This window comes from Candidatus Deferrimicrobiaceae bacterium (assembly GCA_036504035.1).
Taxonomy (GTDB): domain Bacteria; phylum Desulfobacterota; class Deferrimicrobia; order Deferrimicrobiales; family Deferrimicrobiaceae; genus JANXPS01.
The window spans coordinates 103,431-126,178 of sequence record DASXVV010000009.1 but is presented as its reverse complement, the minus strand read 5'-3'; the positions used below and the strand labels follow the sequence as shown (position 1 = coordinate 126,178).

18 protein-coding genes are annotated in these 22,748 nt (G+C 65.0%); 16 read left to right on the top strand and 2 right to left on the bottom strand.

Going from position 1 to position 22,748, the window contains the following annotated elements; translation table 11 throughout:
- Positions 1 to 2: 2 nt before the first annotated feature.
- Both VGK27_06345 and VGK27_06340 read left to right on the top strand, forming a co-directional pair.
- Entirely contained in the window at positions 3 to 1,217 is a 1,215-nt protein-coding gene (locus VGK27_06345) for an HD domain-containing protein (GenBank protein HEY3489724.1), read from the top strand.
- Positions 1,218 to 1,245: 28 nt separating this feature from the next.
- Complete coding sequence (locus VGK27_06340; protein ID HEY3489723.1) at positions 1,246 to 1,953, top strand: hypothetical protein; 708 nt, start codon at positions 1,246 to 1,248, stop codon at positions 1,951 to 1,953.
- Positions 1,954 to 1,957: 4 nt separating this feature from the next.
- On the opposite strand, the gene VGK27_06335 is transcribed toward VGK27_06340, so the two are convergent.
- Both VGK27_06335 and VGK27_06330 read right to left on the bottom strand, forming a co-directional pair.
- Positions 1,958 to 3,487 (bottom strand): Rne/Rng family ribonuclease, encoded by a 1,530-nt coding sequence (locus VGK27_06335; protein ID HEY3489722.1) that lies wholly within the window; start codon positions 3,485 to 3,487, stop codon positions 1,958 to 1,960.
- 1 nt (position 3,488) lies between these two features.
- A complete protein-coding gene (locus tag VGK27_06330) occupies positions 3,489 to 6,005 on the bottom strand; it encodes a TIGR03960 family B12-binding radical SAM protein (protein ID HEY3489721.1) in 2,517 nt (838 codons plus the stop codon).
- Between the two features lie 127 nt (positions 6,006 to 6,132).
- Here VGK27_06330 and VGK27_06325 point away from each other — a divergent pair, with 127 nt between their 5' ends.
- The 14 genes from VGK27_06325 (at position 6,133) to argB (ending at position 22,735) form a co-directional block, all read left to right on the top strand.
- The gene (locus tag VGK27_06325; GenBank protein HEY3489720.1) at positions 6,133 to 8,457 is read left to right on the top strand and encodes an ATP-binding protein; all 2,325 of its coding nucleotides are present in this window, start codon (positions 6,133 to 6,135) and stop codon (positions 8,455 to 8,457) included.
- 4 nt (positions 8,458 to 8,461) lie between these two features.
- The gene (locus VGK27_06320; GenBank protein HEY3489719.1) at positions 8,462 to 8,821 is read left to right on the top strand and encodes an STAS domain-containing protein; all 360 of its coding nucleotides are present in this window, start codon (positions 8,462 to 8,464) and stop codon (positions 8,819 to 8,821) included.
- Between the two features lie 77 nt (positions 8,822 to 8,898).
- Positions 8,899 to 9,564, top strand: a complete 666-nt coding sequence (locus VGK27_06315; protein ID HEY3489718.1) for a GntR family transcriptional regulator — start codon at positions 8,899 to 8,901, stop codon at positions 9,562 to 9,564.
- Positions 9,565 to 9,577: 13 nt separating this feature from the next.
- Positions 9,578 to 11,011: an L-seryl-tRNA(Sec) selenium transferase gene (selA, locus tag VGK27_06310; GenBank protein HEY3489717.1), complete on the top strand. Its 1,434-nt coding sequence runs from the start codon at positions 9,578 to 9,580 to the stop codon at positions 11,009 to 11,011.
- 7 nt (positions 11,012 to 11,018) lie between these two features.
- Positions 11,019 to 11,891 (top strand): shikimate dehydrogenase, encoded by an 873-nt coding sequence (locus VGK27_06305; protein HEY3489716.1) that lies wholly within the window; start codon positions 11,019 to 11,021, stop codon positions 11,889 to 11,891.
- Between the two features lie 36 nt (positions 11,892 to 11,927).
- Entirely contained in the window at positions 11,928 to 13,625 is a 1,698-nt protein-coding gene (gene pilB, locus VGK27_06300; protein HEY3489715.1) for a type IV-A pilus assembly ATPase PilB, read from the top strand.
- 25 nt (positions 13,626 to 13,650) lie between these two features.
- Positions 13,651 to 14,748, top strand: coding sequence for a type IV pilus twitching motility protein PilT (locus VGK27_06295; protein HEY3489714.1), 1,098 nt, complete (start codon positions 13,651 to 13,653; stop codon positions 14,746 to 14,748).
- A gap of 23 nt (positions 14,749 to 14,771) precedes the next feature.
- On the top strand, positions 14,772 to 15,983 hold the full coding sequence (locus VGK27_06290; GenBank protein HEY3489713.1) for a type II secretion system F family protein: 1,212 nt from the start codon (positions 14,772 to 14,774) through the stop codon (positions 15,981 to 15,983).
- A gap of 21 nt (positions 15,984 to 16,004) precedes the next feature.
- Positions 16,005 to 17,660, top strand: a complete 1,656-nt coding sequence (locus VGK27_06285; protein ID HEY3489712.1) for an ATP-binding protein — start codon at positions 16,005 to 16,007, stop codon at positions 17,658 to 17,660.
- Positions 17,653 to 18,987 carry a methylenetetrahydrofolate--tRNA-(uracil(54)-C(5))-methyltransferase (FADH(2)-oxidizing) TrmFO gene (gene trmFO / locus VGK27_06280; GenBank protein HEY3489711.1) on the top strand — a complete coding sequence of 445 codons (1,335 nt, stop codon included), beginning with the start codon at positions 17,653 to 17,655 and terminating at the stop codon, positions 18,985 to 18,987. Before VGK27_06285 ends, trmFO begins: the two co-directional genes overlap by 8 nt.
- A 31-nt stretch (positions 18,988 to 19,018) precedes the next feature.
- Positions 19,019 to 19,927, top strand: a complete 909-nt coding sequence (locus tag VGK27_06275) for a tyrosine recombinase XerC (protein ID HEY3489710.1) — start codon at positions 19,019 to 19,021, stop codon at positions 19,925 to 19,927.
- Positions 19,920 to 20,462, top strand: coding sequence for an ATP-dependent protease subunit HslV (hslV, locus tag VGK27_06270; GenBank protein ID HEY3489709.1), 543 nt, complete (start codon positions 19,920 to 19,922; stop codon positions 20,460 to 20,462). Before VGK27_06275 ends, hslV begins: the two co-directional genes overlap by 8 nt.
- A 14-nt stretch (positions 20,463 to 20,476) precedes the next feature.
- On the top strand, positions 20,477 to 21,841 hold the full coding sequence (hslU, locus tag VGK27_06265; GenBank protein ID HEY3489708.1) for an ATP-dependent protease ATPase subunit HslU: 1,365 nt from the start codon (positions 20,477 to 20,479) through the stop codon (positions 21,839 to 21,841).
- Between the two features lie 24 nt (positions 21,842 to 21,865).
- A complete protein-coding gene (gene argB / locus VGK27_06260) occupies positions 21,866 to 22,735 on the top strand; it encodes an acetylglutamate kinase (GenBank protein ID HEY3489707.1) in 870 nt (289 codons plus the stop codon).
- The last annotated feature ends 13 nt before the right edge of the window (positions 22,736 to 22,748 follow it).

The following is a 22,748-nucleotide window of genomic DNA, read 5'->3' as shown; positions in this document are numbered from 1 at the left end:
CGATGGAAGGTCCGATCGAGTTTGCCCGCAGCCTGTTCCCGCCGCGGATGCACGACCGGATCTTTCTCGTCGGCGGCGTCGTTCGCGACCGGGTTCTCGGCCTCGAGGGCGAGGATCTCGACCTGCTCGCCGCGATCCCGCCCGACGAGCTTGTCCGTTCCGGCTTCCGTCTCGTCGAGGCGAAAAGCGCGACGCCCATCTACTTTCGCCATCTCCCGCCGATCGGAAAGATCGAGGTCGCGCCGCTCGACTCTCCCGATTCGATTCCCGTCGACCTTCGCCGCCGCGACTTCACCGCCAACGCGATGGCGATGGATCTCTGCGGCACGCTCATCGATCCGCTCGGCGGCAAGCCCGACGCGCTGGCCCTAAGGCTGCGCGCCTGTTCTCCCGGCGCCTTTCTCGACGATTCGGTCCGCGTGTTCCGGGCTTTCCGGTTCGAGGCTTCCGGCTGGCGGATGATGCCGGAAACCGAGGCGCTCCTTCGCGAGAGCGTGCAGGCCGTGCCCGATGTCTTTTCCGGCATCCCCAACGAGCGGTTTTCGCGCGAGATGGTCAAGGCGCTCGGCGCCGCCGACCCGGCGCGTTTTTTCCTGCAAATGGTCGCGTTCGGCGCCGGCACCGAGTTTTTGCCGGAGCTGTTCCGCATGCCTCGGGTCCCGGCGGGATCGCTCACTCACCATCCCGAAGGCGACCTGTTCACCCATTCGAGCCAGGTTCTGCAACGGATGGCCGGCCGCTCGTCCGACCCCCTCGCCCGTTTCTGCGCCTTTTTTCACGACCTCGGAAAACTTTCCACCGACCCGATGCTTCACCCGAAGCACCATGGCCACGAAGAGGCCGGCGCGGAAGCCTCCATTCGCTTTTGCAACCGACTGAGGCTTCCCGCGGAGTGGCGGCGCGCCCTTTTGGCGGTGTGCCGGCACCACGGCAGCGGTCATCGATGGCGCGAGCTGCGCGACGCGACCCGGGTGACGATCGCCCAACAGGCCCTCGCCGCGGGGGCGGAATCGATCCTGCCGCTGGTGTGCGATGCGGACCGGGACGGGGAAAGCGCGATGGCAGGCTGGTCCGATGCGCTGCGCGTCGCCCGCATGGGAGCGGCCGAATTGGGCATCCCGCCCGAACAGATCGAGTCTCTGGCGCCGGCCGATCGTGGGCCCTTCATCCTGCAACGACGCGTCGAGGCGCTGCGACAGACGCGTCCGGCGACCTGAAGCAAATCATCATTTCCGGAGGAGATTCATGCGGAATCGACTGAACCGGGTCCTGTCGCTCGCGGCCGTTCTGGCCGTTGCGTGCCTGGCGTCCGGGTGCCTGAAGCTTTCGGACCTGTCCGAGATGGAGCGGCTCTTTCCCGAATCGGCCCTGAGCGGGGCCGTGGCGCGGGCGACCGTGCGGGACGTCATCGCATCGAAGGGGGCCAAGGGGCAGGAGATCGCCGCGAACGCGATCATCCCCGAAAATCCGAAGACGGAGCAGCTCAAGCCGACCGGGCTGACCCTCCTGCGGCGGATGAAGGAAAAATATCCCGACGCCGCGAAGGTGACGGTGTCGATCTACGACGACGAGCGGGCCATCCCGCTGGGGTTGACGGTCGCGAATGCGGACTATCGGGCCGGGTCGGTCTCGATCACGGGGGGGCTTCCCACAGAGGCCGAGGTGACGGCGCTCAACTCGGGTCGACCCGCGGGCGGGAAGCTCGGGCCGTTCGCCCAGCCGCGCGAGGAAGATTTCAACATTGCACAGAAGGTGCTGGAACTTGCGGGCACCGCGTCGTCATCGGAGGCGACGCCCGGATTGCCGCCCGGCGGAGGCGCGCCGGACGAGTCGGTCGAAAGGAAGGCCGCCGCGTTCTTTCACGTCCCGCTGGAGCGGGTCAAGACGGCCCGCTTCAACCTGGCGAACTGGTACGGCATGCACAAGGAAGGGAAGCTGCTCGAGAAGCGGTAGGCGATCAGCTCGGCTCCATCCGGTACTGTTCCATGTGCAGCTTGTCGGAAGCCGAGATGTTGACGGTCATCCGGAAGCGCTGTTCGAGCGTCTCGATGTATTTCCGGTCGTCGCCGAACAGCTCCTCGGCGAGCGCAGGGTGCACTTGCAGCGAGAGCTGCTTTCCCGACAGCGAGGGGCCCTGGCGCTCGATCGCCCGGAAGATCTCGTAGCAGATCGTCTTGCGCGACTTGATGACGCCTTCGCCCGAGCAATAGGGGCACGCTTCGGAGGTCGAGCGGGAGAGGCTCTCGCGCACCCGCTTGCGCGTCATCTCGACCAGGCCCAGCTCGGAGATCTTGCAGATGGTCGTCTTGCTCTTGTCCGCCCGCAGCGCCTCGATCAAGGCCTGGTAGACCTTGTCCCGGTTTTCTTCGCTCTTCATGTCGATGAAGTCGATGATGATGATCCCGCCGATGTTGCGCAGCCGGAGCTGGTAGACGATCTCGCGGACCGCCTCGAGGTTGATCTTGACCGTCGTCTCCTCGAGCGAGGTTCGCCCGACGTATTTTCCCGTGTTGACGTCGATGACCGTGAGCGCCTCGGTCTGCTCGATGACGATGTAGCCGCCGCTCTTCAGCCATACCTTCTTGTCGAGCGCGCGCGCCAGCTCGATCTCGATGCCGTAGTGCTCGAAGATCGGCTGCGTGCCGGAGTAAAGCTCGATCCGGTCCTGGATGCGCGGGAAGAACTGCGCCGCGAAGTTGCAGACGCGCCGGTACTCCTCCTCGTCGTCGACGACGATCCGGTCCATGTCGTCGGTGAAAAGATCGCGGACCGCGCGGAGCGACAGCGACAGGTCGCGATGGATGAGCGCCGGGGCGCTCGAGCTGTCGGTCTTCTTCTGGATCGCATCCCAAAGGCAGGCGAGGTAGTCGATGTCGGCCTTGAGCTCGGCCTCGGTCTTTCCCTCGGCCGCCGTGCGGACGATGGCGCCCATCCCTTCGGGGTGGATCCGCTCGACCAGGTGGTTGAGGCGGTCGCGCTCGACGGCGTCTTCGATCCGGCGCGAGATCCCCACGTGGTCGGACCAGGTGAGAAGCACGAGGTAGCGGCCGGCCAGCGTGATGTGGCTGGTGATCCGCGCGCCCTTCGTCCCCAGCGGTTCCTTGGACACCTGCACGAGCAGGTGCTGGCCCTCCCGGATCAGTCCTTCGATCGGCGGCAGGAAATGGTCTTGCGGGTATCGTGCCTGCCGTATGCCGAGATCGTCGCCCAACACGGGGTCTTCGGGCGTCTCGTTCTCGAACTCGAAGTGCGGCGTGACGAAATCGCCCGCGAACAGGAAGCCGGCCTTTTCCATCCCGATGTCGACGAACGCGGCCTGCATCCCGGGGAGCACCCGGATCACCTTTCCCTTGTATATGTTGCCGACGAGATTCCGGTCGTCGCCCCGCTCGACCAGCAGATCGACGAGAATGCCGGACTCGAGCGTGGCCACGCGCGTCTCGTAGGAGGCGGCGTTGATGACGATGAGCTTGTTGGTCTTCTGCACGTTAATTTATCAGCCGCGGGCGGGGCTCCGCGGACACCTTCCTGATGGAGTGGTTCGCTGGGGACAAGCCGGCGCCGAGCAGTGCGGAGACCGCGTCGAGCGGGCGGACGCCCTTGCCTGTTCCATGGACGATTGTAATGGAGAGTTCGCCGCCGATCATCCGGAAATCGGCCACGAGCTTCCGCAGGTCGACCTCGGAGCGCTTGCCTTCCTTTTCAAGGACCAGCGGGAAGACGTCGGCGGCGTGGAACGCGCTCCTTGCGCGCTCCACAGAGGGTTCGTCGGTCCCCGGATAAGGGGGGAGGCCGGCGTCGGGGATGATCCGGTATTCGCAGACGAGGTCGAAGTCGGAAAGAAAGGGTCCGAGCGGGGGCACGCGACTTGCCTCGATGATCGAGATCCCTTCGGGGAGCCCGGAGGACAGCGCCTCCGTGATGCGCTCGATGGGGACTGGTTGCGGGAATTCGGCCTCGACGAACTCGGCCGTGCTTTCGGTGCCGACCGGCAGTGCAGGCGAGAACGACAGGCGGGGCTGCGGATGGAAGCCTCGGCTGTAGGCGACGGGAATGCCGGCGCGTCGAAGGACGCGCGCCCAGATCGACTGCAGTTCGAGGCCGCTGATGTAACGCGCCGGGCCCTCTTTCGCGAAGCGGATCCGGACGATGTAGCGCTGCTCGGGGGGAAGGACGGGCCCCGCATCGGGCGCTTGCCGGTCATCGTCGGATCCGGATGGGACCGGGGGCTCGGGGTCTTGCGACGAGGAACGGTAGGTGACATTGGCGATGTCCCCCCCGCAGACGCCGCAGGCCGAGCAGGCGTCGTTCCGGCAATCGGGCGTCGACTCGCCGGTCAGCGACTTTGCCCGCTCCGAAATCAGGAATGCGCGGTTCAGCCCCGCCTCGACGAAATCCCACGGTAGCGGCGCCCCGTCCGGGTCGCGCCCCTCCAGGTAGCGCAGGTGGTCGATGCCGCAAGCGGCGAAGGCGTCGCGCCAGCGCTGGACCGAGAACCGCTCGGTCCAGGCGTCGAACCGGGCGCCGTCACGATACGCGCGCTCGATGGCGTCGGCCAGGCGGGCATCGCCCCGGGAGAAGACCCCCTCGAGCTCGGACACCTCGGGTGAATTGTATTTGACCTCGGCGTTCCGGTCGCGCCCGACCGTTCCCTTGACGACCGCCACGCGCCGCTGGGATTCGGCGGGACTGATCTGCGGCTCCCACTGGAACGGGGTGTGGGGCTTCGGGATGAAGGTCGAGAGGCTGGCGGTGACGTTGTTGCGCTTGCCGTGCTTGCGGGCGACGGCGGCGACGCGCTTGACCAGCTCGCCGATCGCCTGGACGTCCTCGGCCGTTTCCCCGGGCAATCCGAGCATGAAGTAGAGCTTGATCGTCTGCCACCCGTTCCCGTAGATCGTGTCCGCGACGCGCAGCAGCTCGTCGTCGGTGATCCCCTTGTTGATGGCGCGGCGAAGCCGGTCGGTGCCGGCCTCCGGGGCAAGCGTGAAGCCGGTCTTCCGCACTTTCCGGATCTGGCGGACCGTGTTTTCCCGGAGGGCGTCGAGACGGATCGAGGGGAGCGAGACGGAGATCCGCGCTGCGGAAAGCGTTTCCATGGCCTCGGTGATGAGGCGGTCGATGCAGCCGTAGTCCGCGGCGGAGAGCGAAAGGAGTCCGACTTCGTCATACCCGGTCCGCGTGGCGACTTCCTGCAGGTAGCGAAGCAGCGTCTGCGGATCGCGCTCGCGGACGGGGCGGTAGACATAGCCGGCCTGGCAGAAGCGGCATCCGCGCGTGCAACCGCGCGAGATCTCGATGCTCAGGCGGTCGTGCACCACGCGCATGGCGGGCAGGATGGGAGACGGGAGCAGCGGGGACCGCGACATGTCGGGCAGGATCCGGCGGGTGACCTTTCCGGAGATCCCCGGGACGTAGACCCCGTCGATGGCGGCCAGGCGGCGAAGGAGCGCTTCGCGCGGGCCGCCCTCCGATTTCCAGGCTTCGTGGGCCGAGACGATCTCGATCACCGCCTCCTCGCCGTCACCGACGAGGAGCGCGTCGAAGAAGGGGGCGATCGGCGCGGGGTTCAGCGTGCAGACGCCCCCGCCGATCACCAGCGGGTCGCCTTCGCCTCGCGCTTCGCTGCGCAGGGGGATTCCCGAGAGATCGAGCATCATCAGCACGTTCGTGTAGGTCAGCTCGTAGCAGAGCGAGAAGCCGACGATATCAAAGGCGCGCGCCGGGGTGCCGGATTCGAGCGAGGCAAGCAGGGCGCCGCTCTCCCGGAGCTGCGACTCCATGTCGTTCCATGGTGCGAAGACCCGTTCGGCCAGCGTGCCCGGGCGGTCGTTGAGAATGTCGTATAAAAGCTGGATTCCGAGGTGCGACATCCCGATCTCGTAGACGTCGGGAAACGCCAGCAGGACGCGGGTTTGCGCCGCGTCGGGAGAGAGCAGGGAGCGACGGACCTCGCACCCGCTGTATCGGGACGGCTTCTGGACGGAAGGGGGAATGCGATTCATCGTTTTCAAGGGCACCTTGCATGGAATGATTTTGTAATCCGTTGCATAAAGAGATACATTGCGTTGACGAACGGCATGACCAGAATAACGGTATGACCAGAAGAACGGGAAGGGGACGATCGCCGTCTTGAACCTGTTCCGCCACCATGGCCCCGCGAGCTATTCCGCGCCCGAGCTCTTTTTCGGACGCGAGGCGGAGTTGTCGGTGCTTCTTCGGACCTGCCTGGACGGAAGCCGCGGCATCGGGGCGGCCGTGATGCTCTACGGGCCCCCGGAAGCCGGGAAGACTTCGCTGCTCCTCAAGCTCGGATCGGCGCTGCGAGACCTGTCGACGGCTGCGCCTCCCCGCCCCTTTCCGCTCTATTTCGCCTTCAGCAAGATCCTGACTCAGCCGATCGCGCTGGCGGATCATTTCCTGCGCGAATATCTCGGGCAACTCCTGGCGTTCCACAAGGCCGCCCCCTCCGATGCGTCCAGCGAGGAAAACGCGTGCGACCGGCTGGATGCGCTCGGTTTCACGTCCTGCCGGGAACGGCTTGCCGCGCATCGCCGATACGTTTCGTCAGGTGACGGGCTTTCGGCGCTGATCAACGCGTTCGGTGCGCCCTTTTCGGGGCCGGTCGATACAGTATACCCCGTGATCCTGTTCGACGACTTCCAGTTCGCATCGAAAATCGAAGGGGTGCCGGACGGGGCCCTGCTGTCCATCTTGCGGCCGTTCATCAAATCGGGCCGTTTCCCGATCGTCCTTTCGGGCTCGACGCCGGGGCGGATCCTCGCAGGGATCAAGAGGGAAGGATTGTACGGTACTTTCCGGATAATGGAAACCGGCCCGCTCGGCCCCGAGGCCGCCGGCCGGATGTGGGATTCGCAATGCGAGCGTCGCGGGCTTTCGGTTCCGACAGCGGTGCGGACAAGAATCGTCTCGCGTCTCGGCGGCATTCCTGCCTACCTCAGGTTGTTCGCCGAAGAGCTTGCATTCGACGGAAGCGCCGTCCCCGACGAGATTGCTTTCGAGAATGTTTACGCCGCATCGGTGACCGAAGGCGGGCTGAACCGCTACTGGAAGGCGCTGTTCGAAAGCGTGCTGCCGGATCGCACCCGCCGTGCCCGGGCGGTCCGGTTCCTCAAGAGAGTCCTTTGCGACGGTTTCCCGCTCGATTCGGTCGAGGGTGCGCTCACGTTGTACGGAGGGGTTCCCGCCGAGGGCGAAGAGGCGCTGGCCGCGCTCGAACTAAAGGGGCTCGTCCGCACCGAGCTCGAGCACATCGAATTCCGTCATGACCCGGTCCTGGAAGACTTCCTGCTTTGGGGCGTCGAACGGGGCGTCATGGGGCGCAGCGCGTCCCAGGTAGCCTCCGGCATCGTCCAGTCGCGGCTTTCAGATGCCGCGATGACGTTGCCCGGCAACGAGCGCGAGGCGATCAAGGACACGGTCAAGCTCCTCATGCGGCGCTGGGATTGTCGGGAAGTGCCCGCGATGCTGTTCGACTTCGAAAGCTTTCGCGATCGCTATGGCGGCAAGGGGCTGCTCGAGATCATGGTGGGCCTCGAGGAAGCGTCCGATCGGATCCGGCTGCCCAGGATCAGCGCCGTGTCCAGGGGGTATCGGACGGAGGGAGCGGGTTCCCGCTTCGACTTCGACCTCGTCGGTTACGGCTTCCAGGACGGGGAATACTCCGAAGAAAAGATGGTCGCGTGGGCGGTCGACGTTTCGCCGGGCAGGACGCTGACGCGCGACGCCGTCGCGCATTTCGAAAACCGGTGCCGGCTGCTGGCGCTCGAGAAGGCGCTCCCCTCCGACCGGGTCAGGAAATGGCTCCTGTTCGGTGAGCACGTCGAACCCGGCGCCGTCGAGCTGGCGGCCGCCTCAGGCATCCTGCTCACGCACCAATCGCAACTTCGACTCTTTCTGAACCTTTTCGGCATGGACGAATCGCGGCAGCCGGGCGCGTCCGCTCCGCCGAATCCACCCCAGCCCGCCGCGACGCCGGCCGGTCCCCCCCCCCGCCAAGGGGCATCCGATGACACGGTGGAATTCACGCTGGTGCTGCCGATGAAGGCCGACACCGAGATCGTTGCCGCGCGCGTCGTCGAAGAGGTCGCGGGATGGGCGTCGCTCGACGCCGATGCGATCGACCGGCTCAAGATGGCGATCATCGAAGCGTGCATCAACGCCTTCGAGCACAGCGGCTCCGAGTCGGGTCGCGTCCAGCTCCGTTACATCCTCTCTCCGTCCAAGATCGAGATCTTCGTGCAGGACGAGGGGAAGGGGTTCCGTCCGGGGGCGTCCCGGGCGGCGGGAAATCATCGCGGTTGGGGGCTCAAGCTGATGCGCGAGCTGGTCGATGACGTCGAGATCGATACCGGCGAACGGGGAACCGTCGTCCGGCTGGTCAAGTATTTCGACCGGCCCGCTCCCGTTGCCGCCGAATCCGTAGACGCGGGTTGAATTGATGATGCAGGGGCACGCCGAGATCGAGTCGGAACAGGTCGGCCGGACCCTCGTGATCCGGGTGTTCGGCTACCTCAACAGCCGGACCGGATCCAACGTCGGAGAGGCTGTCGATGCGCTGCTCGATTCCGGGGGGCGCCGCCTGCTGCTCAACTTCGAGCGGACGAAGATGATGAACAGCGTCGGCATCTCCTCGATCACCGCGATGGTCGAAAAGGTGGCAGGATGCGAAGGCCGCGCGGCTTTCTGCTCCCTTGCGGGGATGAGCGCCGAGATCTTCGTGACGATGGGGGCGACGCGCGGCGTCAGGCTGTTCGAGAGCGAGTCCGAGGCGCTGGCCTGGTTCGATGCGCAAGAATGATCATCACCGTTTCGGTTTCCGGAAGGTATACTGTATACCTCCGACGTGCCCGGGGAACGGGACGTGAAGGGGGGCGGTTGAACAAGCTCGATCTTCACATCGACACCAAGACGACGCTTCGAGAGCGGATCGCCGACGGAATCCGGAATGCCATCGTCAACGGCACCATTCCTTCCGGTTCCCACATGGCCGAGCCCGAGCTCGCAGAACGGTTCGGCATCAGCCGAACGCCGGTCCGGGAGGCGCTCCGGCAGCTCGAGTCCGAAGGGTTCATCGTCGTCGTCCCGCGCAAGGGAGCGATCGTCGCCTCGATGTCGGCCAAGGATATTTCCGATTTCTACGATCTCAAGATGGTGCTCGAGGGGTTCGCGGCGCGACAGGCAACCCATCTGCTGACCGATGCCGACATCGACCTCATGGCCAAGATAAACGATGCGATGCTGGCCGCCAACGTCGCCCAGGACTGGCGCAAGGCGATCGAGCTGCACAACGAGTTCCACATGATCTTCGTGACCGCTTCAGGCAACGAGCGGCTGGCTGCGATCGACCGGAACCTGGTCCTGCAGTTCCAGCGATTTCGCCTGATTCTGGCCATGCACGGCAGTACCGAAGGGTCCGCGAGGCAGCATCGGGAGATCATCGAGGCTTTTCGCACCCGCGACGCCGAGTTGGCCGAATCGCTCGTTCGCAAGAACGCGGCCTACGGGAAGAAGCTGCTGCTCAAAGAGCTGGCCGCCGCCTGAGCGTCCGATATCGATGCCTTCCCACGACCGGCTCAGCGCCATTCCTTCCGTTTCGTCCTTCCTGCAGTCAGGGCCGGTTCGGGATCTGCTCCGTCTTCATCCCCGCGAGGTCGTGCTTTCCGCGCTCCGTTCCCTGGTCGACGATTGCCGCACCCTCCCCGAGATCGCCGAGGGAGGCGAGCTTCCCGAACGCGCGCGTCTGGTGTCCTCCGTTCTCGCCGCCCTGCCCGGTGCGATCTCCCGCCTCGAATCGATCACGCTTTCGCGCGTCATCAACGCCACCGGCGTGGTCGTCCATACCAACCTCGGCCGGTCGCCGCTCCCGGCCGCCGCGATCGACGCGATCACCGGGATTGCGGGCGGATATTCCAACCTCGAATACGACCTGGCGAAGGGCGAGCGCTCCTCCCGCATGCAACACGTCGAAAGGCGGTTGATTTCGCTCACGGGCGCCGAGTCGGCGCACGTCGTCAACAACAATGCCGCGGCGCTCATGCTGGCGCTGGCCGGGCTTGCCCGAGGTCGCGAAGTGATCGTCAGCCGGGGAGAGCTCGTCGAGATCGGCGGCTCTTTTCGAATTCCGGACGTGATGGCCGAAAGCGGCGCACGGCTGGTCGAGGTCGGCACGACCAATTGCACGCATCTCCGGGATTACGAGATGGCGATCACCGGCGACACCGCGCTGCTGCTCAAGGTCCACCGGTCCAACTTCACGATCAGCGGATTCACCGGCGAGGTCTCCGCCTCCGAGCTCGCGGCGCTCGGACGGCCGCACGGCATCCCTGTGCTCGAAGACCTCGGCTCAGGGGCCTTTTTCCCCTTCTCGACCGTCGGCATCCCCGGCACGCCGACCGTCCGCGAGGCGCTGGAAGCCGGGGCCGACGTCGTCACCGTCAGCGGCGACAAGTTGCTCGGGGGGCCCCAGGCGGGCATCATCGCCGGACGCCGCGATCTCGTCGAGCCGCTCCGCCGGCATCCGCTTTCGCGGGCGCTGCGCATCGACAAACTGTGCCTCGCGGCGCTCGCAGCCACGCTCGCTCTCTATGCCGATCCCGTCAACGCGGCCCGCGAGATCCCGACGCTGCGCATGTTGACTGAAAGCCCCGAGGTCGTCCGCGCCCGAGCCCTCCGCCTCGTCCGCAAGACGAGGGGGCTGCAAAGCCGGTTTTCCGATGCGGCAGCCGCGATTTCCATGGCCGTCGTTTCGGAGCTTTCTTCCCCCGGCGGGGGCGCGATGCCGGGGATCGAGATCCCGACGTCGTGCGTCGCGCTCTCCCACCCCACGCTTGCCCCGGACGCACTCGAATCCCGCCTGCGCAAGGGAGACCCCCCGGTGGTTGCGCGCATCGGCCGGGGGAAGCTGCTGATCGACCTTCGCACGGTTGCCGATTCCGAGATCGGTTCTTTGTCGGAGGCGATTGCGCGCGCCGCGTCCGGAGTGGTATGACATCGGCATGACCCCGTCGTTTCTCGAATCGCTTCTGTTCGTGGTCGGTCACCCGCTCTCCCACTCGCTGAGTCCAGCGATGCACGGATCGGTGATTCGCAGGCGGGGCCTTCCGCTCCGATACGTCGGCATCGACGTGCCGCCGGAACGGTTCGATGATTTCATCCGCGTGGTCCGTTCGGCCAACTTCCTGGGCGGGAACGTGACGATCCCCTACAAACGACAGGCGGCCGAGGCCGCCGACGTCCGGAGCGAAGCCGTCCTCGTCTGCGGCGCGGCCAACGTGTTGTCCGTCCGGGACGGACGCCTGGCCGCCGACAACACCGACGGCGATGGATTCCTCGACGCGGCGTCCGGGGCCGGATGGGGGCGGAAATTTCCGCGTGTGGTGATCCTCGGCGCCGGGGGCGCGGCGCGCGGGATCGCGCACGCTCTGCTGAAGGAGGGGACGCGCGAGTTGCTCATCCTGAACCGGGATCCCGGAAAGGCGGACCGGATGGCGTCCGATCTGGCCGGAGGTGCGGGGGAGGCCCGGATCAAGAACGGTGAGCTTGGCACGGCCTCGATGTTGCAGGGTTTTCCGGGGGCGGATCTGGTCGTCCAATGCACTTCGCTCGGGCTCGTGGGGGAATGGGACGACTTCCCCGTAAAAGCAATAGAGAAAACGACACGATTTGCCGATATAGTGTATGTCCCGGGAGGGACCGCCCTGGTCCGTGACCTCAGGCGGCGCGGCGTCGACACGATCGACGGCCTTCCGATGCTGGCCAATCAGGCAGCGCGCAGCTTTGCCATCTGGACCGGCATCGCCGTCCCCGGGAACGAATATCTGGCTGCGGCCAGGCGAGCGCTTCGACAAAAGCGACAGTCCAATTACTGAAATGTAATCAGACGAAAGGAATCCGAAGACCCCTCCATGTCCGTCATGGCCACCAAGATCGGCGAGATGCTCCTCAAGGGGAACCTCATCACCCCCGATCAACTTCGCAGCGCGCTCGAAAGCCAGAAGAGCAGCAAGGAGCGAATCGGCACCGTTCTCGTCAAGGCCGGTTTCGTCAAGGAGCCCGAGCTCCTCGCATTCCTCGGCCGGCAGTTCAACCTGCCCGTCGTCGATCTGGCCCAGTACGAGATCAATCCCGACGTCGTCCGGCTGCTGCCCGAGGACATGGTCCAGAAAAACCTCGCGTTGCCTATAAACCGCGTCGGCACCAAGCTGATCGTCGCGGTCGCCGATCCGTCCAACATGGCCATCATCGACGGCATCGGCTTCAAGACCGGCTACTCGGTCGAGCTCGTGCTCGCCTCCGAGAAGGCGATCACCGACGCCATCAACAAGTTTTTCGACCAGTCGATGGGCATCCAGGAATTCAACTTCGACCAGGACGAAGACCTCGAGATCGTCCGCGAGGAGGAGCTCGACACCACCGACCTCGAACGCGGCGTCGACGACGCCCCCGTCGTCAAGCTGGCCAACTTCCTGCTGACCGACGCCATCAAGCGGCGTGCCTCCGATATTCACATCGAGCCGTACGAGAAGGAGTTCCGCGTCCGCTTCCGGGTTGACGGCGTGCTTTACGAGGTCATGCGCCCGCCGCTCAAGCTGCGCACGCCGCTCGCGTCGCGACTCAAGATCATGGCCAGCCTCGATATCGCCGAGCGGCGGCTTCCGCAGGACGGCCGGATCAAGCTGAAGATGGGCAAGGGCCAGGAGATGGACTATCGCGTCTCCGTCCTGCCCACGATCTACGGCGAAAAAATCGTCATGCGGCTTCTCGACAAGAGCAACCTGCAGCTCGACATGACCAAGCTGGGCTTCGAGCCCGACCAGCTCAAGGACTTCATGGAGGCGATCCACAGGCCCTTCGGCATGGTGCTGGTCACCGGTCCTACGGGGTCCGGCAAGACGACGACGCTCTACTCCGCGCTTTCCGATCTCAACAAGACGGCCGACAACATCTGCACCGCCGAAGACCCGGTCGAATTCAACTTCGCGGGCATCAACCAGGTCCAGATGAAGGAAGAGATCGGGCTGACGTTCGCCGCGGCGCTCCGCTCCTTCCTGCGGCAGGACCCCGACATCATCATGGTCGGCGAAATCCGGGACTACGAGACGGCCGAGATCGGCGTCAAGGCCGCGCTCACCGGGCACCTGGTCCTTTCGACGCTTCACACGAACGATGCCCCCAGCACCGTCACGAGGCTTCTCAACATGGGCATCGAGCCGTTCCTTGTGGCGTCCTCCCTCAACTTGATCGTCGCCCAGCGGTTAGCCAGGCGCGTCTGCAAGGAGTGCGGGGAGCCGGTGACCGTCGTTCCCAAGGCGTTGGTCGAAGCGGGGATGAAGCCCGAAAGGATCAAGTTCGCGCACCCGATGAAGGGCAAGGGGTGTGACAATTGCCTTGGCAGTGGCTATCGTGGTCGTGTCGCGCTCTACGAAGTCATGCCCTGCAAGGAAGAGTTGAAGGAGCTTATCCTGCGCGGCGGATCCGCCATGGAGATCAAGCGCGAAGCCGCCCGGCTCGGCATGAAGACGCTCCGGCAGGCAGGACTTTCCAAGCTCGAGGAAGGCATGACGACGCTCGAAGAAGTGCTGCGCGTTTCCGCGGCGGATTGACCGCCGCGGCCAGGGAGGATCGACGATGATCACGATGCAGGATCTGCTCACGCAGATGTACGAAAAAGGGGCATCGGATCTGCACATCACGACCGGTGTCTCCCCGACCATCCGGGTCGACGGCCGGCTTCTTCCCACGAGTACCGAGACGCTGGGACCCGCCGACACCAAGCGCCTTTGCTACAGCATCCTCACCGAGGTACAGAAGCAGAGGTTCGAGGAAGAGTGGGAACTCGACCTGTCGTTCGGCATCAAGGGGCTGTCGCGATTCCGCGCCAACGTCTACATGCAGCGGGGCGCAGTGGCCGGGGCCTTCCGGACCATCCCGTTCCGGGTGCGCCCGTTCGAAGAACTCGGGCTGCCCCCGGCTCTCAAGGAACTCTGCAAGAAGCCGCGCGGGCTCGTGCTCGTCACAGGCCCGACCGGATCGGGAAAGTCCACGACGCTCGCCGCCATGATCGACAAGATCAACAACGAACGGCAGGAGCACATCGTCACCATCGAGGATCCGATCGAGTATCTGCACCCGCACAAGCACTGCCTGGTCAACCAGCGCGAGGTCAACGCCGACACCCAGAGCTTCAAGAAGGCGCTGAAGTACATCCTCCGGCAGGACCCCGACATCGTCCTGGTCGGAGAGATGCGCGACCTCGAGACGATCGAGGCGGCGTTGACCGTCGCCGAGACCGGCCACCTCGTGTTCGCGACGCTCCACACCAATTCCTGCGTCCAGACCATCAACCGCATCCTTGACGTGTTTCCTCCCTACCAGCAGCCCCAGGTCCGGGCCCAGCTTTCGTTCGTGCTCGAGGGAGTCGTGTCCCAGATACTCATCCCGAAAGCCAGCGGCTCGGGTCGCGCGCTGGCGCTCGAGGTGATGATCCCCAATCCCGCGATCCGCAATCTCATCCGCGAGGAAAAGGTCCACCAGGTCTATTCGCAGATGCAGGTCGGACAGTCCAAATTCGGAATGCAGACGATGAACCAGTCGTTGATCGCGCTTCTCCTGCGTCGGGAGATCACGCTCGACGATGCCATGGGGCGAAGCTCCGACCCCGACGAATTCCGCAATCTGCTGAGCGCCGCCCAGAACCGGGCGCCCGGTCCACCCCGCGGCATGTAGCACGATAAGAACCGGAGGATTCGATGGCCAAGTTTTCCTGGGAAGGGAAAAACAAGAACGGCAGCGTCGTGACGGGCGAGATGGAAGCTCCGAACGAGGCGTTTGTCCTGTCACAGTTGCGAAGGCAGCAGGTCGCGCCCATCAAGGTCAGGGCGAAAAGCAGGGAATTCAAATTCAATTTCGATTTCGGCGGCGGTAAAGTCACGCCAAAGGAACTGGCCATCTTCACCCGCCAGTTCGCCACGATGATCGATGCCGGTCTTCCGCTCGTCCAGTGCCTCGAGATCCTGGGAAACCAGCAGGAAAACTTGCCATTCAAGAAGGTCGTCCTCAGGGTCAAGGAAGATGTCGAAGGCGGCTCCACCTTCGCCGACGCGCTGGGCAAGCACCCCAGGTTCTTCGACGAGCTGTTCGTCAACCTCGTCTCGGCCGGGGAGGTTGGGGGTATCCTCGACACCATCCTCTCGCGTCTCGCCGCCTACATAGAAAAGGCGAACAACCTCCAGAAGAAGATCAAGAGCGCGATGGTCTACCCGGCGACCATCCTGGCCATCGCCCTGATAGTCACCATGGTCCTTCTCCTCAAGGTCATCCCGGTCTTCGGCGCCATGTTCAAGGATTTCGGCGCCGATCTCCCCGCCCCGACCGCCTTCGTCATGGGCCTCTCCGGGGCGGCCCAAAAATATTTCTTTGTGTTCGTGGCTTTCGTCATTGCGGTCGTTTGGCTGATCAAGTGGTACTACCGGCAGGAATCCGGCCGCCGGAACATCGACGGGCTCCTGCTCAAGCTGCCGGTCGTCGGAAGCCTGATCCAGCGGATAGCCGTCGCACGATTCTCCCGCACGCTCGGCACCATGGTCAGCTCGGGCGTACCGATCCTCGAAGCCATGGACATCGTCGCCAAGTCGGCCGGCAACAAGGTCATCGAGGAGGCGATCGCCAAGGCACGCCTCAGCATCAGCGAAGGCAAGACCATTGCCGACCCGCTTAGCGAGTCCGGGGTGTTTCCCTCGATGGTGACGCAGATGGTCGGCGTCGGCGAGGCTACCGGCGCGCTCGACACCATGCTCAACAAGATCGCCGATTTTTACGACGAGGAGGTCGACACGGCCGTCGATGCGCTCACCTCGCTGCTCGAACCGATGTTGATGGTTTTTCTCGGCGTGGTCGTCGGCGGGCTGGTCATCTCGATGTACCTTCCGATCTTCAAGCTGGCAGGCGCCGTCGGTGGCTGAGCGCGGCCCACGCCGCAACCGTTGAACCGGCCGGTCCGGGGCGCCGAGGAATTCGGCGTACGAAACCTGCTCCTTGTACGGACGGGGATCACCTTCGCGCTCCTGGCGTCGGTGGTCTCCGTTCATTTTCAGGAGCCCGAGCTGCTGCTGACCCCGGCGTTCCGGTTCCTCTACGCCGCGGTCGTCCTGTCCTACGGATGGCTCCTGGTTCGGTACGCGTTCTGGAGCCGCTGCTCGCTGCCGATTCCGGCTGCAATTGTCCAGGCGCTTGTAGACGTTGGCTTCGTCTCGATCATCGTCCTCGCGACAGGTCTTTACGACAGCGTCTTCACCTTCATGTTCGTCGTCGTGATCCTGTTCGGCTGCCTCGAATTCTACATGCAGGGCGCCGTTGCCTGGGCTCTGCTCTCCTCCGCCGCCTGGGCAGGCCTGCTCTACCTCCAGAAGGAAGGAGTCCTCTCTCCGCCGGGATGGGATCCCGTATCGATCGACTGGGACGCTTACGTCCGCTCCGTTTCGACCAACACCATCGGATTCATGCTGATCGGCCTGCTCGCGGGATTGCTCGGCCGCGACATCCGCAAGACGCGGGAGCGGGTCCAGGACAGGGAAGAGGATCTCGAGAAGCTCGACCGCTTCAACACTTGCGTGGTCGAGAACATCCCTTCGGGGATCATCACCTCGGATACGGACGGAAAGATCAGCCAGATCAACGACGCCGCGTGCGGGATTCTCGGTGTCACCCGGAACGAGGTCGCCGGCATGCCGATCGAGACGCTTTTTACCGAAGACGCCACCCCGATGCGCCGGGAGGATCTTCGCGTGTCTCGGCCGGAGATTTCCTTCCACCGGAAGGACGGGACCGAGATCTTCCTCGGCTTTTCCTCTTCTTTGCTCAAGGATTCGGGAAATGCGGTCATCGGGCATGTCGTCATCTTCCAGGATTTGACGCCGATCAAGCGCATGGAGGAACGGGTGCGCATCGCCGACCGCCTGGCGGGGGTGGGGGAGTTGTCCGCCGGCCTTGCACACGAGATCAGGAATCCGCTGGCCTCCATCGCGGGCGCATCCCAGATGCTGCACGAGGCGGGAGACTTGCCGGCGGAGTCCCACACGCTGCTCGACATCATCGACAAGGAAAGCACGCGGCTGAATGCCCTGATCACCGAGTTCCTCGAGTTTGCCGGGCCCCGGCCGAGGGATGTCAAGCCGGTCGACCTCGGGAAGCTGGTCGATGCCGTCATCGCCGCTGTCTGCGCCGGAGAAGGGCGCAAGAAAGGCGTGACGGTCGAGCGGAAGGGGCAGGGCGCGTTGTCCGTCGAGGGCGACCGGGAGCAGTTAAGCCAGGTGTTATGGAACCTGATCTGCAACGCGATCCAGGCGACGCCCCGGGGAGGGGCCGTTTCCGTCGTCCTGTTCCCGCAGGTTCGCCATGGCGAGCGTTTTGCGGTGCTGACCGTCTCCGACACGGGAACGGGCATCGCCCCCGGCGTTCTCGAAAAGATCTACAACCCTTTTTTCACGACCAAGGAAGGAGGGACCGGCCTCGGCCTGGCGATTTCCCAACGAATCGTGATCATGCACCGTGGATTTCTCGAGGCGCGTTCCGCGCCCGGGGAAGGCACGTGCTTTTCCGTCCTGATCCCCGAAAGTCCGGAAGCAACCCGCGATGAATAAGCCCGTTCCGGTCAAGGTAATCGGGGCCGGGCTCGCCGGTTCCGAGGCCGCCCTCGTCCTCTCCGCCGCCGGCATCCCGGTGGAGCTGGTCGAGATGCGACCGCTCCGGTCCTCGCCCGCCCATACCGGGTCGTCGTTCGCCGAGCTCGTCTGCAGCAATTCGCTCGGGTCCGAAAAGGTCGAAACCGGGAAGGGGCTGCTCAAGGCCGAGCTGCGGCACATGGGCTGCAACCTGCTCGCGATCGCCGAGACCGTGCGGGTACCCGCAGGGATGGCGCTGGCCGTCGACCGGGAACGTTTCGGCTCGCAGGTGACCAAGGCGATCCGGGATCGGCGCGGGATCCATGTGACCGGAGCCGAGCAGCAGTCCATTCCGGGTGATCCCCTGGTCATTGTGGCCTGCGGACCGCTTCCTTCCGAGGCGCTCGGGAAGTCGATCGAAGCGCTTCTCGGGGGCAAGGGCTTCTATTTCTACGACGCGATCTCGCCGATCGTCGACGCGACGACGATCGATCCCGCATGCAGCTTCATCGGCGACCGGTACGGGGACGGCGTCGGGGATTACCTGAACCTCCCGATGTCCAAGGACGAATTCGATGCGTTCTATGCCGAGCTGATGTCTGCCCGCACGGTCCCCGCCCGCACCTTCGAGGAGGAACGCCACTTCGAGGGCTGCATGCCGATCGAGGCGCTCGGGGCGAGGGGGGCCGAAACGCTTCTGTTCGGGCCGTTCAAGCCGGTCGGGCTTCGCGACCCCCGGACCGGCTTGCGCCCGCATGCGGTGGTCCAGCTCCGCAAGGAGAACGTGCAAGGCACCATGTTCAACCTCGTCGGGTTCCAGACGAAGCTCGCCTGGCCCGAGCAGGCGCGCGTATTCCGGATGATCCCCGCCCTCCGTAACGTTGAGTTCCTGCGGTACGGGTCCATGCACCGGAACAGCTACATCGACTCCCGCCATCACCTCCTTCCCACGCTCGAGAGCCGGGAAAGGCCGGGCCTGTATTTCGCCGGGCAGGTGACCGGGGTCGAGGGATATGTCGAGTCGATCGCATCGGGATTCGCGGCCGGGCTTTCGGTCGCCCGGCGGCTGCGTGGCGAAGACGCGCCGCCGTTCCCGTCCGAATCCATGACCGGCGCCCTGCTCCGGTTCGTGACGACCCCTGCCGAGGGATCGTTCCAGCCGATGAATGCCAATTTCGGCCTGCTTCCCGAGCCGCCCGCCGGAAAGAAAAAGGAACGCAGGGGCCGCCAGACTGCGCGGGCGCTGGAATCGATCGTCCGTTACCGCAGCGAATCCTTTTCCTTTGACCCGTTGTGTGTTAAATAAAACCTTTTAAAGGTCGTCCGGGGGGATCAGGTTGGAGTCCGCCATCGCCCGTTTCGGGCAGTTTCTCCATTCGGAGCGCAACGCTTCGGGGGAAACCTCGCGGGCTTACCTGCGTGAAGTCGAAGATTTCCGGTTGTTTCTTTGCGGCGGCGACGGCGTGCCGCTCGCGGGGGGCTGGGCGGGGGTCGGCGTCAACGACCTGCGCCGGTATATCGCCTCGCGTCACCCGGGACGTCAGGGGGCGACGCTGGCCCGCACCGTTTCGGCGCTTCGCACCTTTTTTGCGTTCCTGGCGGGCCAGGGAGACGTGGAAGCAAACCCGGCCACGGGGCTGCTCTCGCCGAAGCGGCGGATGTCCCTTCCCGAATTCCTGCCGGTCGACGAGATGCTGGCGCTGCTCCGTTCTCTCCCGACGTCGACCTCGATCGACAAGCGGAATGCGGCGATCCTCGAGCTGCTCTACGGTTCGGGAATCCGCGTGGGCGAGCTCGCATCGCTCCGCTGCGGCGACCTGTCGCTCGAGGCGTCTACCGTGCGCGTGCTGGGGAAAGGGCGAAAGGTTCGGGTGGTGCCGTTGGGATCCGTTGCGGCCGGCGCCATCCGGGATTATCTGGCGGCTCGGGACGCGCTTGAGGCCTCCGTCGATGCGCCCCTTTTCCTCAATGCGCGCGGCGGCAGGCTGACGACACGCAGCGTCGCCCGGATTCTCGACGCCGCCGTTTTCAGGGCGGGCCTCGGCAGGCACCTGTCTCCGCACGGGATGCGCCACTCGTTCGCGACCCATCTGCTCGAATCGGGGGCCGATCTTCGTGCCATCCAGGAAATGCTGGGGCACGCATCGCTTTCCACGACGCAGCGATATGCCCGGGTCAACGTGGGGCATCTGCTCAAGTCCTACGAGGCCGCGCATCCGATGGCAAAGGGGGAGGGGAATGGCTGACATCCGCGGTACCACCATCCTTGCCGTCGCGCGCGAGGGCGTCGTCGCCATTGCCGGCGACGGGCAGGTGACGCTCGGCAACACGGTGCTCAAGCATACCGCGCGCAAAATTCGCCGGCTGCACCAGGACAAGGTGCTCGCCGGATTCGCCGGGTCGACGGCCGACGCGTTCACGCTGTTCGAGAAGTTCGAGGCCAAGCTCGACGAGTTCCGGGGCAACCTCCGCCGGGCGGCGGTCGAGCTGGCGAAGGATTGGCGGACCGACCGGGTTCTCCGAAGGCTTGAGGCATTCCTCCTGGTCACGGACGGAACCGACATCATGCTGATCTCCGGCAGCGGCGACGTCGTCGAGCCGGACGACGGAGTGGCCGCGGTCGGCTCCGGCGGGCCGTATGCGCTTTCGGCCGCACGGGCGATGCTGGCGCACAGTTCGCTGGGGGCATCCGAGATCGCCCGCGAGGGGCTCCGGATCGCGTCCGAAATCTGCATCTACACCAACGGCCACATCGTGTGCGAAGAGATCGCGTCGAAGTGACAACCGAGCCGAAAATGCCTGTGCCGGCTCCGCTGTCCCCTCGCGAGATCGTGACCGAGCTCGACCGCTACATCGTCGGCCAGCGCAACGCCAAGCGCGCCGTGGCCATCGCCCTTCGGAACCGATGGCGGCGTCAGCAGGTACCCGAGCCGTTGCGCGACGAGATCGCGCCGAAGAACATCATCATGGTGGGGCCGACCGGCGTCGGGAAGACCGAGATCGCCCGCAGGCTCGCGCGGCTTGCCCAGGCGCCCTTCCTCAAGGTCGAGGCCTCCAAGTTCACCGAGGTCGGCTACGTCGGGCGCGACGTCGAGTCGATCATCCGCGACCTGGTCGAGATCGCTGTCCACATGGTCCGGGCCGAAGCGATGGAGGCCGTATCCGGCAAGGCGCACGAGCACGCCGAAGATCGATTGCTCGACCTGCTGCTGCCTCCGGGCCCGGCTGTCGTCACGCCCGGGGAAGCCGGGACGCCTCCCGTTCCTGCCCCTTCCGATTCCCGCGAACGCATGCGGGAAATGCTTCGAGCGGGGAAACTGTCCGAACGGATGGTCGAGGTCGATGTGCGCGAGGGCGCCGCGTCGACGATCGACATCATCGGCGTCACGGGCGGCGGGAGCGTCGAGGGGCTCGAAGGCAACATCCAGGAGATGCTGGGCAACCTCTTCCCCCGGAAGACGCACCGACGGAAGGTTCGTGTTCCGGAGGCTCTCTCGCTGCTCGAAGCCGAAGAGGCCGCTCGCATGGTCGACATGGACCAGGTCCGGAAGCGGGCGATCGAGCGTACCGAGCAGAGCGGCATCGTGTTCCTCGACGAGATCGACAAGATCGCCGGGCGCGAATCGGGGCAAGGTCCCGACGTTTCGCGCCAGGGGGTCCAGAGGGACCTGCTCCCGATCGTCGAGGGCAGCAACGTCAACACGAAGCACGGCATGGTCCGCACCGATCACATCCTCTTCGTGGCGGCCGGCGCATTCCACATGAGCAAACCGTCCGACCTGATCCCCGAGCTCCAGGGGCGTTTCCCGATCCGGGTCGAGCTCGACACGCTCGTTAAAGAAGATTTCATCCGCATCCTGACCGAGCCCGACGGAGCGCTGACGCGCCAGTACGAGGCGATGCTCGCGACCGAAGGGGTACGTCTGACCTTCACGCCCGAATCGATCGAGCGGATCGCCGACATGGCATGCGAGGTCAACGACCGGACCGAGAACATCGGCGCCCGGCGGCTCCACACGATCATGGAAAAGCTGCTCGAGGAACTGCTGTTCAGCGCGTCCGAAATCAAGGGGCAGGAGATCGTCATCCAGCGGCCCTATGTCGACGAGAAGCTTTCCGACATCGTCCGGGATGTCGACCTCAGCCGGTATATCCTTTAACCGGTGGGGGAGACTGGAGGAGAGTTGCGGGGATATATCCAGAAGGCCGAAACGCTGATCGAGGCGCTTCCGTACATTCGCGAGTTCGCGGGCAAGACCGTGGTGGTCAAGTACGGCGGGGCGGCGATGAAGGACGAGGCGCGCATCGCCTCGTTCGCCGAAGATATCGTGCTGCTTCAGTTCGTCGGAATCCGGCCCGTCATCGTCCACGGCGGCGGCCCCCAGATCGACCGGCTGCTCGAGCGCCTGTCAATCCCGACCGAACGCCGCGCGGGACTGCGCGTCACGACCCCCGAAGCCATGGAAGTGGTCGAGATGGTGCTCGGGGGCATCGTCAACAAGCAGATCACCGCGCTGATCAACCGGTTCGGCGGGCGCGCCGTCGGTCTTTCGGGGAAGGATGCCTCCCTGATCCGGGCATGCCGGTACGACCTGCCTGACGCCGAGGGAAAGCCGCTCGACCTGGGCGAAGTCGGGCTCGTCGAATCGGTCGACGTCTCGGTGATCTCCACGCTCGAGGGGGGCGGCTTCATGCCCGTCATCGCGCCCATCGGCGTGGGGCCGGAAGGGCAGGCCTACAACATCAACGGCGACACGGCGGCGGCCGGTATCGCCGGAGCACTCAAGGCCGAGAAGTTCATCCTGTTGACCGACGTCCCGGGTGTCCTCGACGGGAATAAAGAGCTGGTTTCCACGATGACCGAAAGCGCGGCGCGTGCGATGATTGCCGAAGGGATCATCCACGGCGGCATGATCCCCAAGGTCGAGTGCGGGCTCGATGCGCTGGCCGACGGCGTCAACAAGGTCCACATCATCGACGGGCGCGTCCCCCACAGCGTCCTGCTCGAAATCTTCACCGATGCCGGCATCGGCACCGAGATCACCCGTTCGTGAAAGGCACAGGAGC

Bases quoted from the DNA above. Each gene is read 5' to 3' on its own strand.
- VGK27_06320 (HEY3489719.1), top strand. From the start codon at position 8,462: ATGATGCAGGGGCACGCCGAGATCGAGTCGGAACAGGTCGGCCGGACC.
- pilB (HEY3489715.1), top strand. From the start codon at position 11,928: ATGTCCGTCATGGCCACCAAGATCGGCGAGATGCTCCTCAAGGGGAAC.
- VGK27_06340 (HEY3489723.1), top strand. From the start codon at position 1,246: ATGCGGAATCGACTGAACCGGGTCCTGTCGCTCGCGGCCGTTCTGGCC.
- VGK27_06330 (HEY3489721.1), bottom strand. From the start codon at position 6,005: ATGAATCGCATTCCCCCTTCCGTCCAGAAGCCGTCCCGATACAGCGGG.
- selA (HEY3489717.1), top strand. From the start codon at position 9,578: ATGCCTTCCCACGACCGGCTCAGCGCCATTCCTTCCGTTTCGTCCTTC.
- VGK27_06295 (HEY3489714.1), top strand. From the start codon at position 13,651: ATGATCACGATGCAGGATCTGCTCACGCAGATGTACGAAAAAGGGGCA.
- VGK27_06345 (HEY3489724.1), top strand. From the start codon at position 3: ATGGAAGGTCCGATCGAGTTTGCCCGCAGCCTGTTCCCGCCGCGGATG.
- trmFO (HEY3489711.1), top strand. From the start codon at position 17,653: ATGAATAAGCCCGTTCCGGTCAAGGTAATCGGGGCCGGGCTCGCCGGT.
- VGK27_06305 (HEY3489716.1), top strand. From the start codon at position 11,019: ATGACCCCGTCGTTTCTCGAATCGCTTCTGTTCGTGGTCGGTCACCCG.
- VGK27_06290 (HEY3489713.1), top strand. From the start codon at position 14,772: ATGGCCAAGTTTTCCTGGGAAGGGAAAAACAAGAACGGCAGCGTCGTG.
- hslU (HEY3489708.1), top strand. From the start codon at position 20,477: ATGCCTGTGCCGGCTCCGCTGTCCCCTCGCGAGATCGTGACCGAGCTC.
- hslV (HEY3489709.1), top strand. From the start codon at position 19,920: ATGGCTGACATCCGCGGTACCACCATCCTTGCCGTCGCGCGCGAGGGC.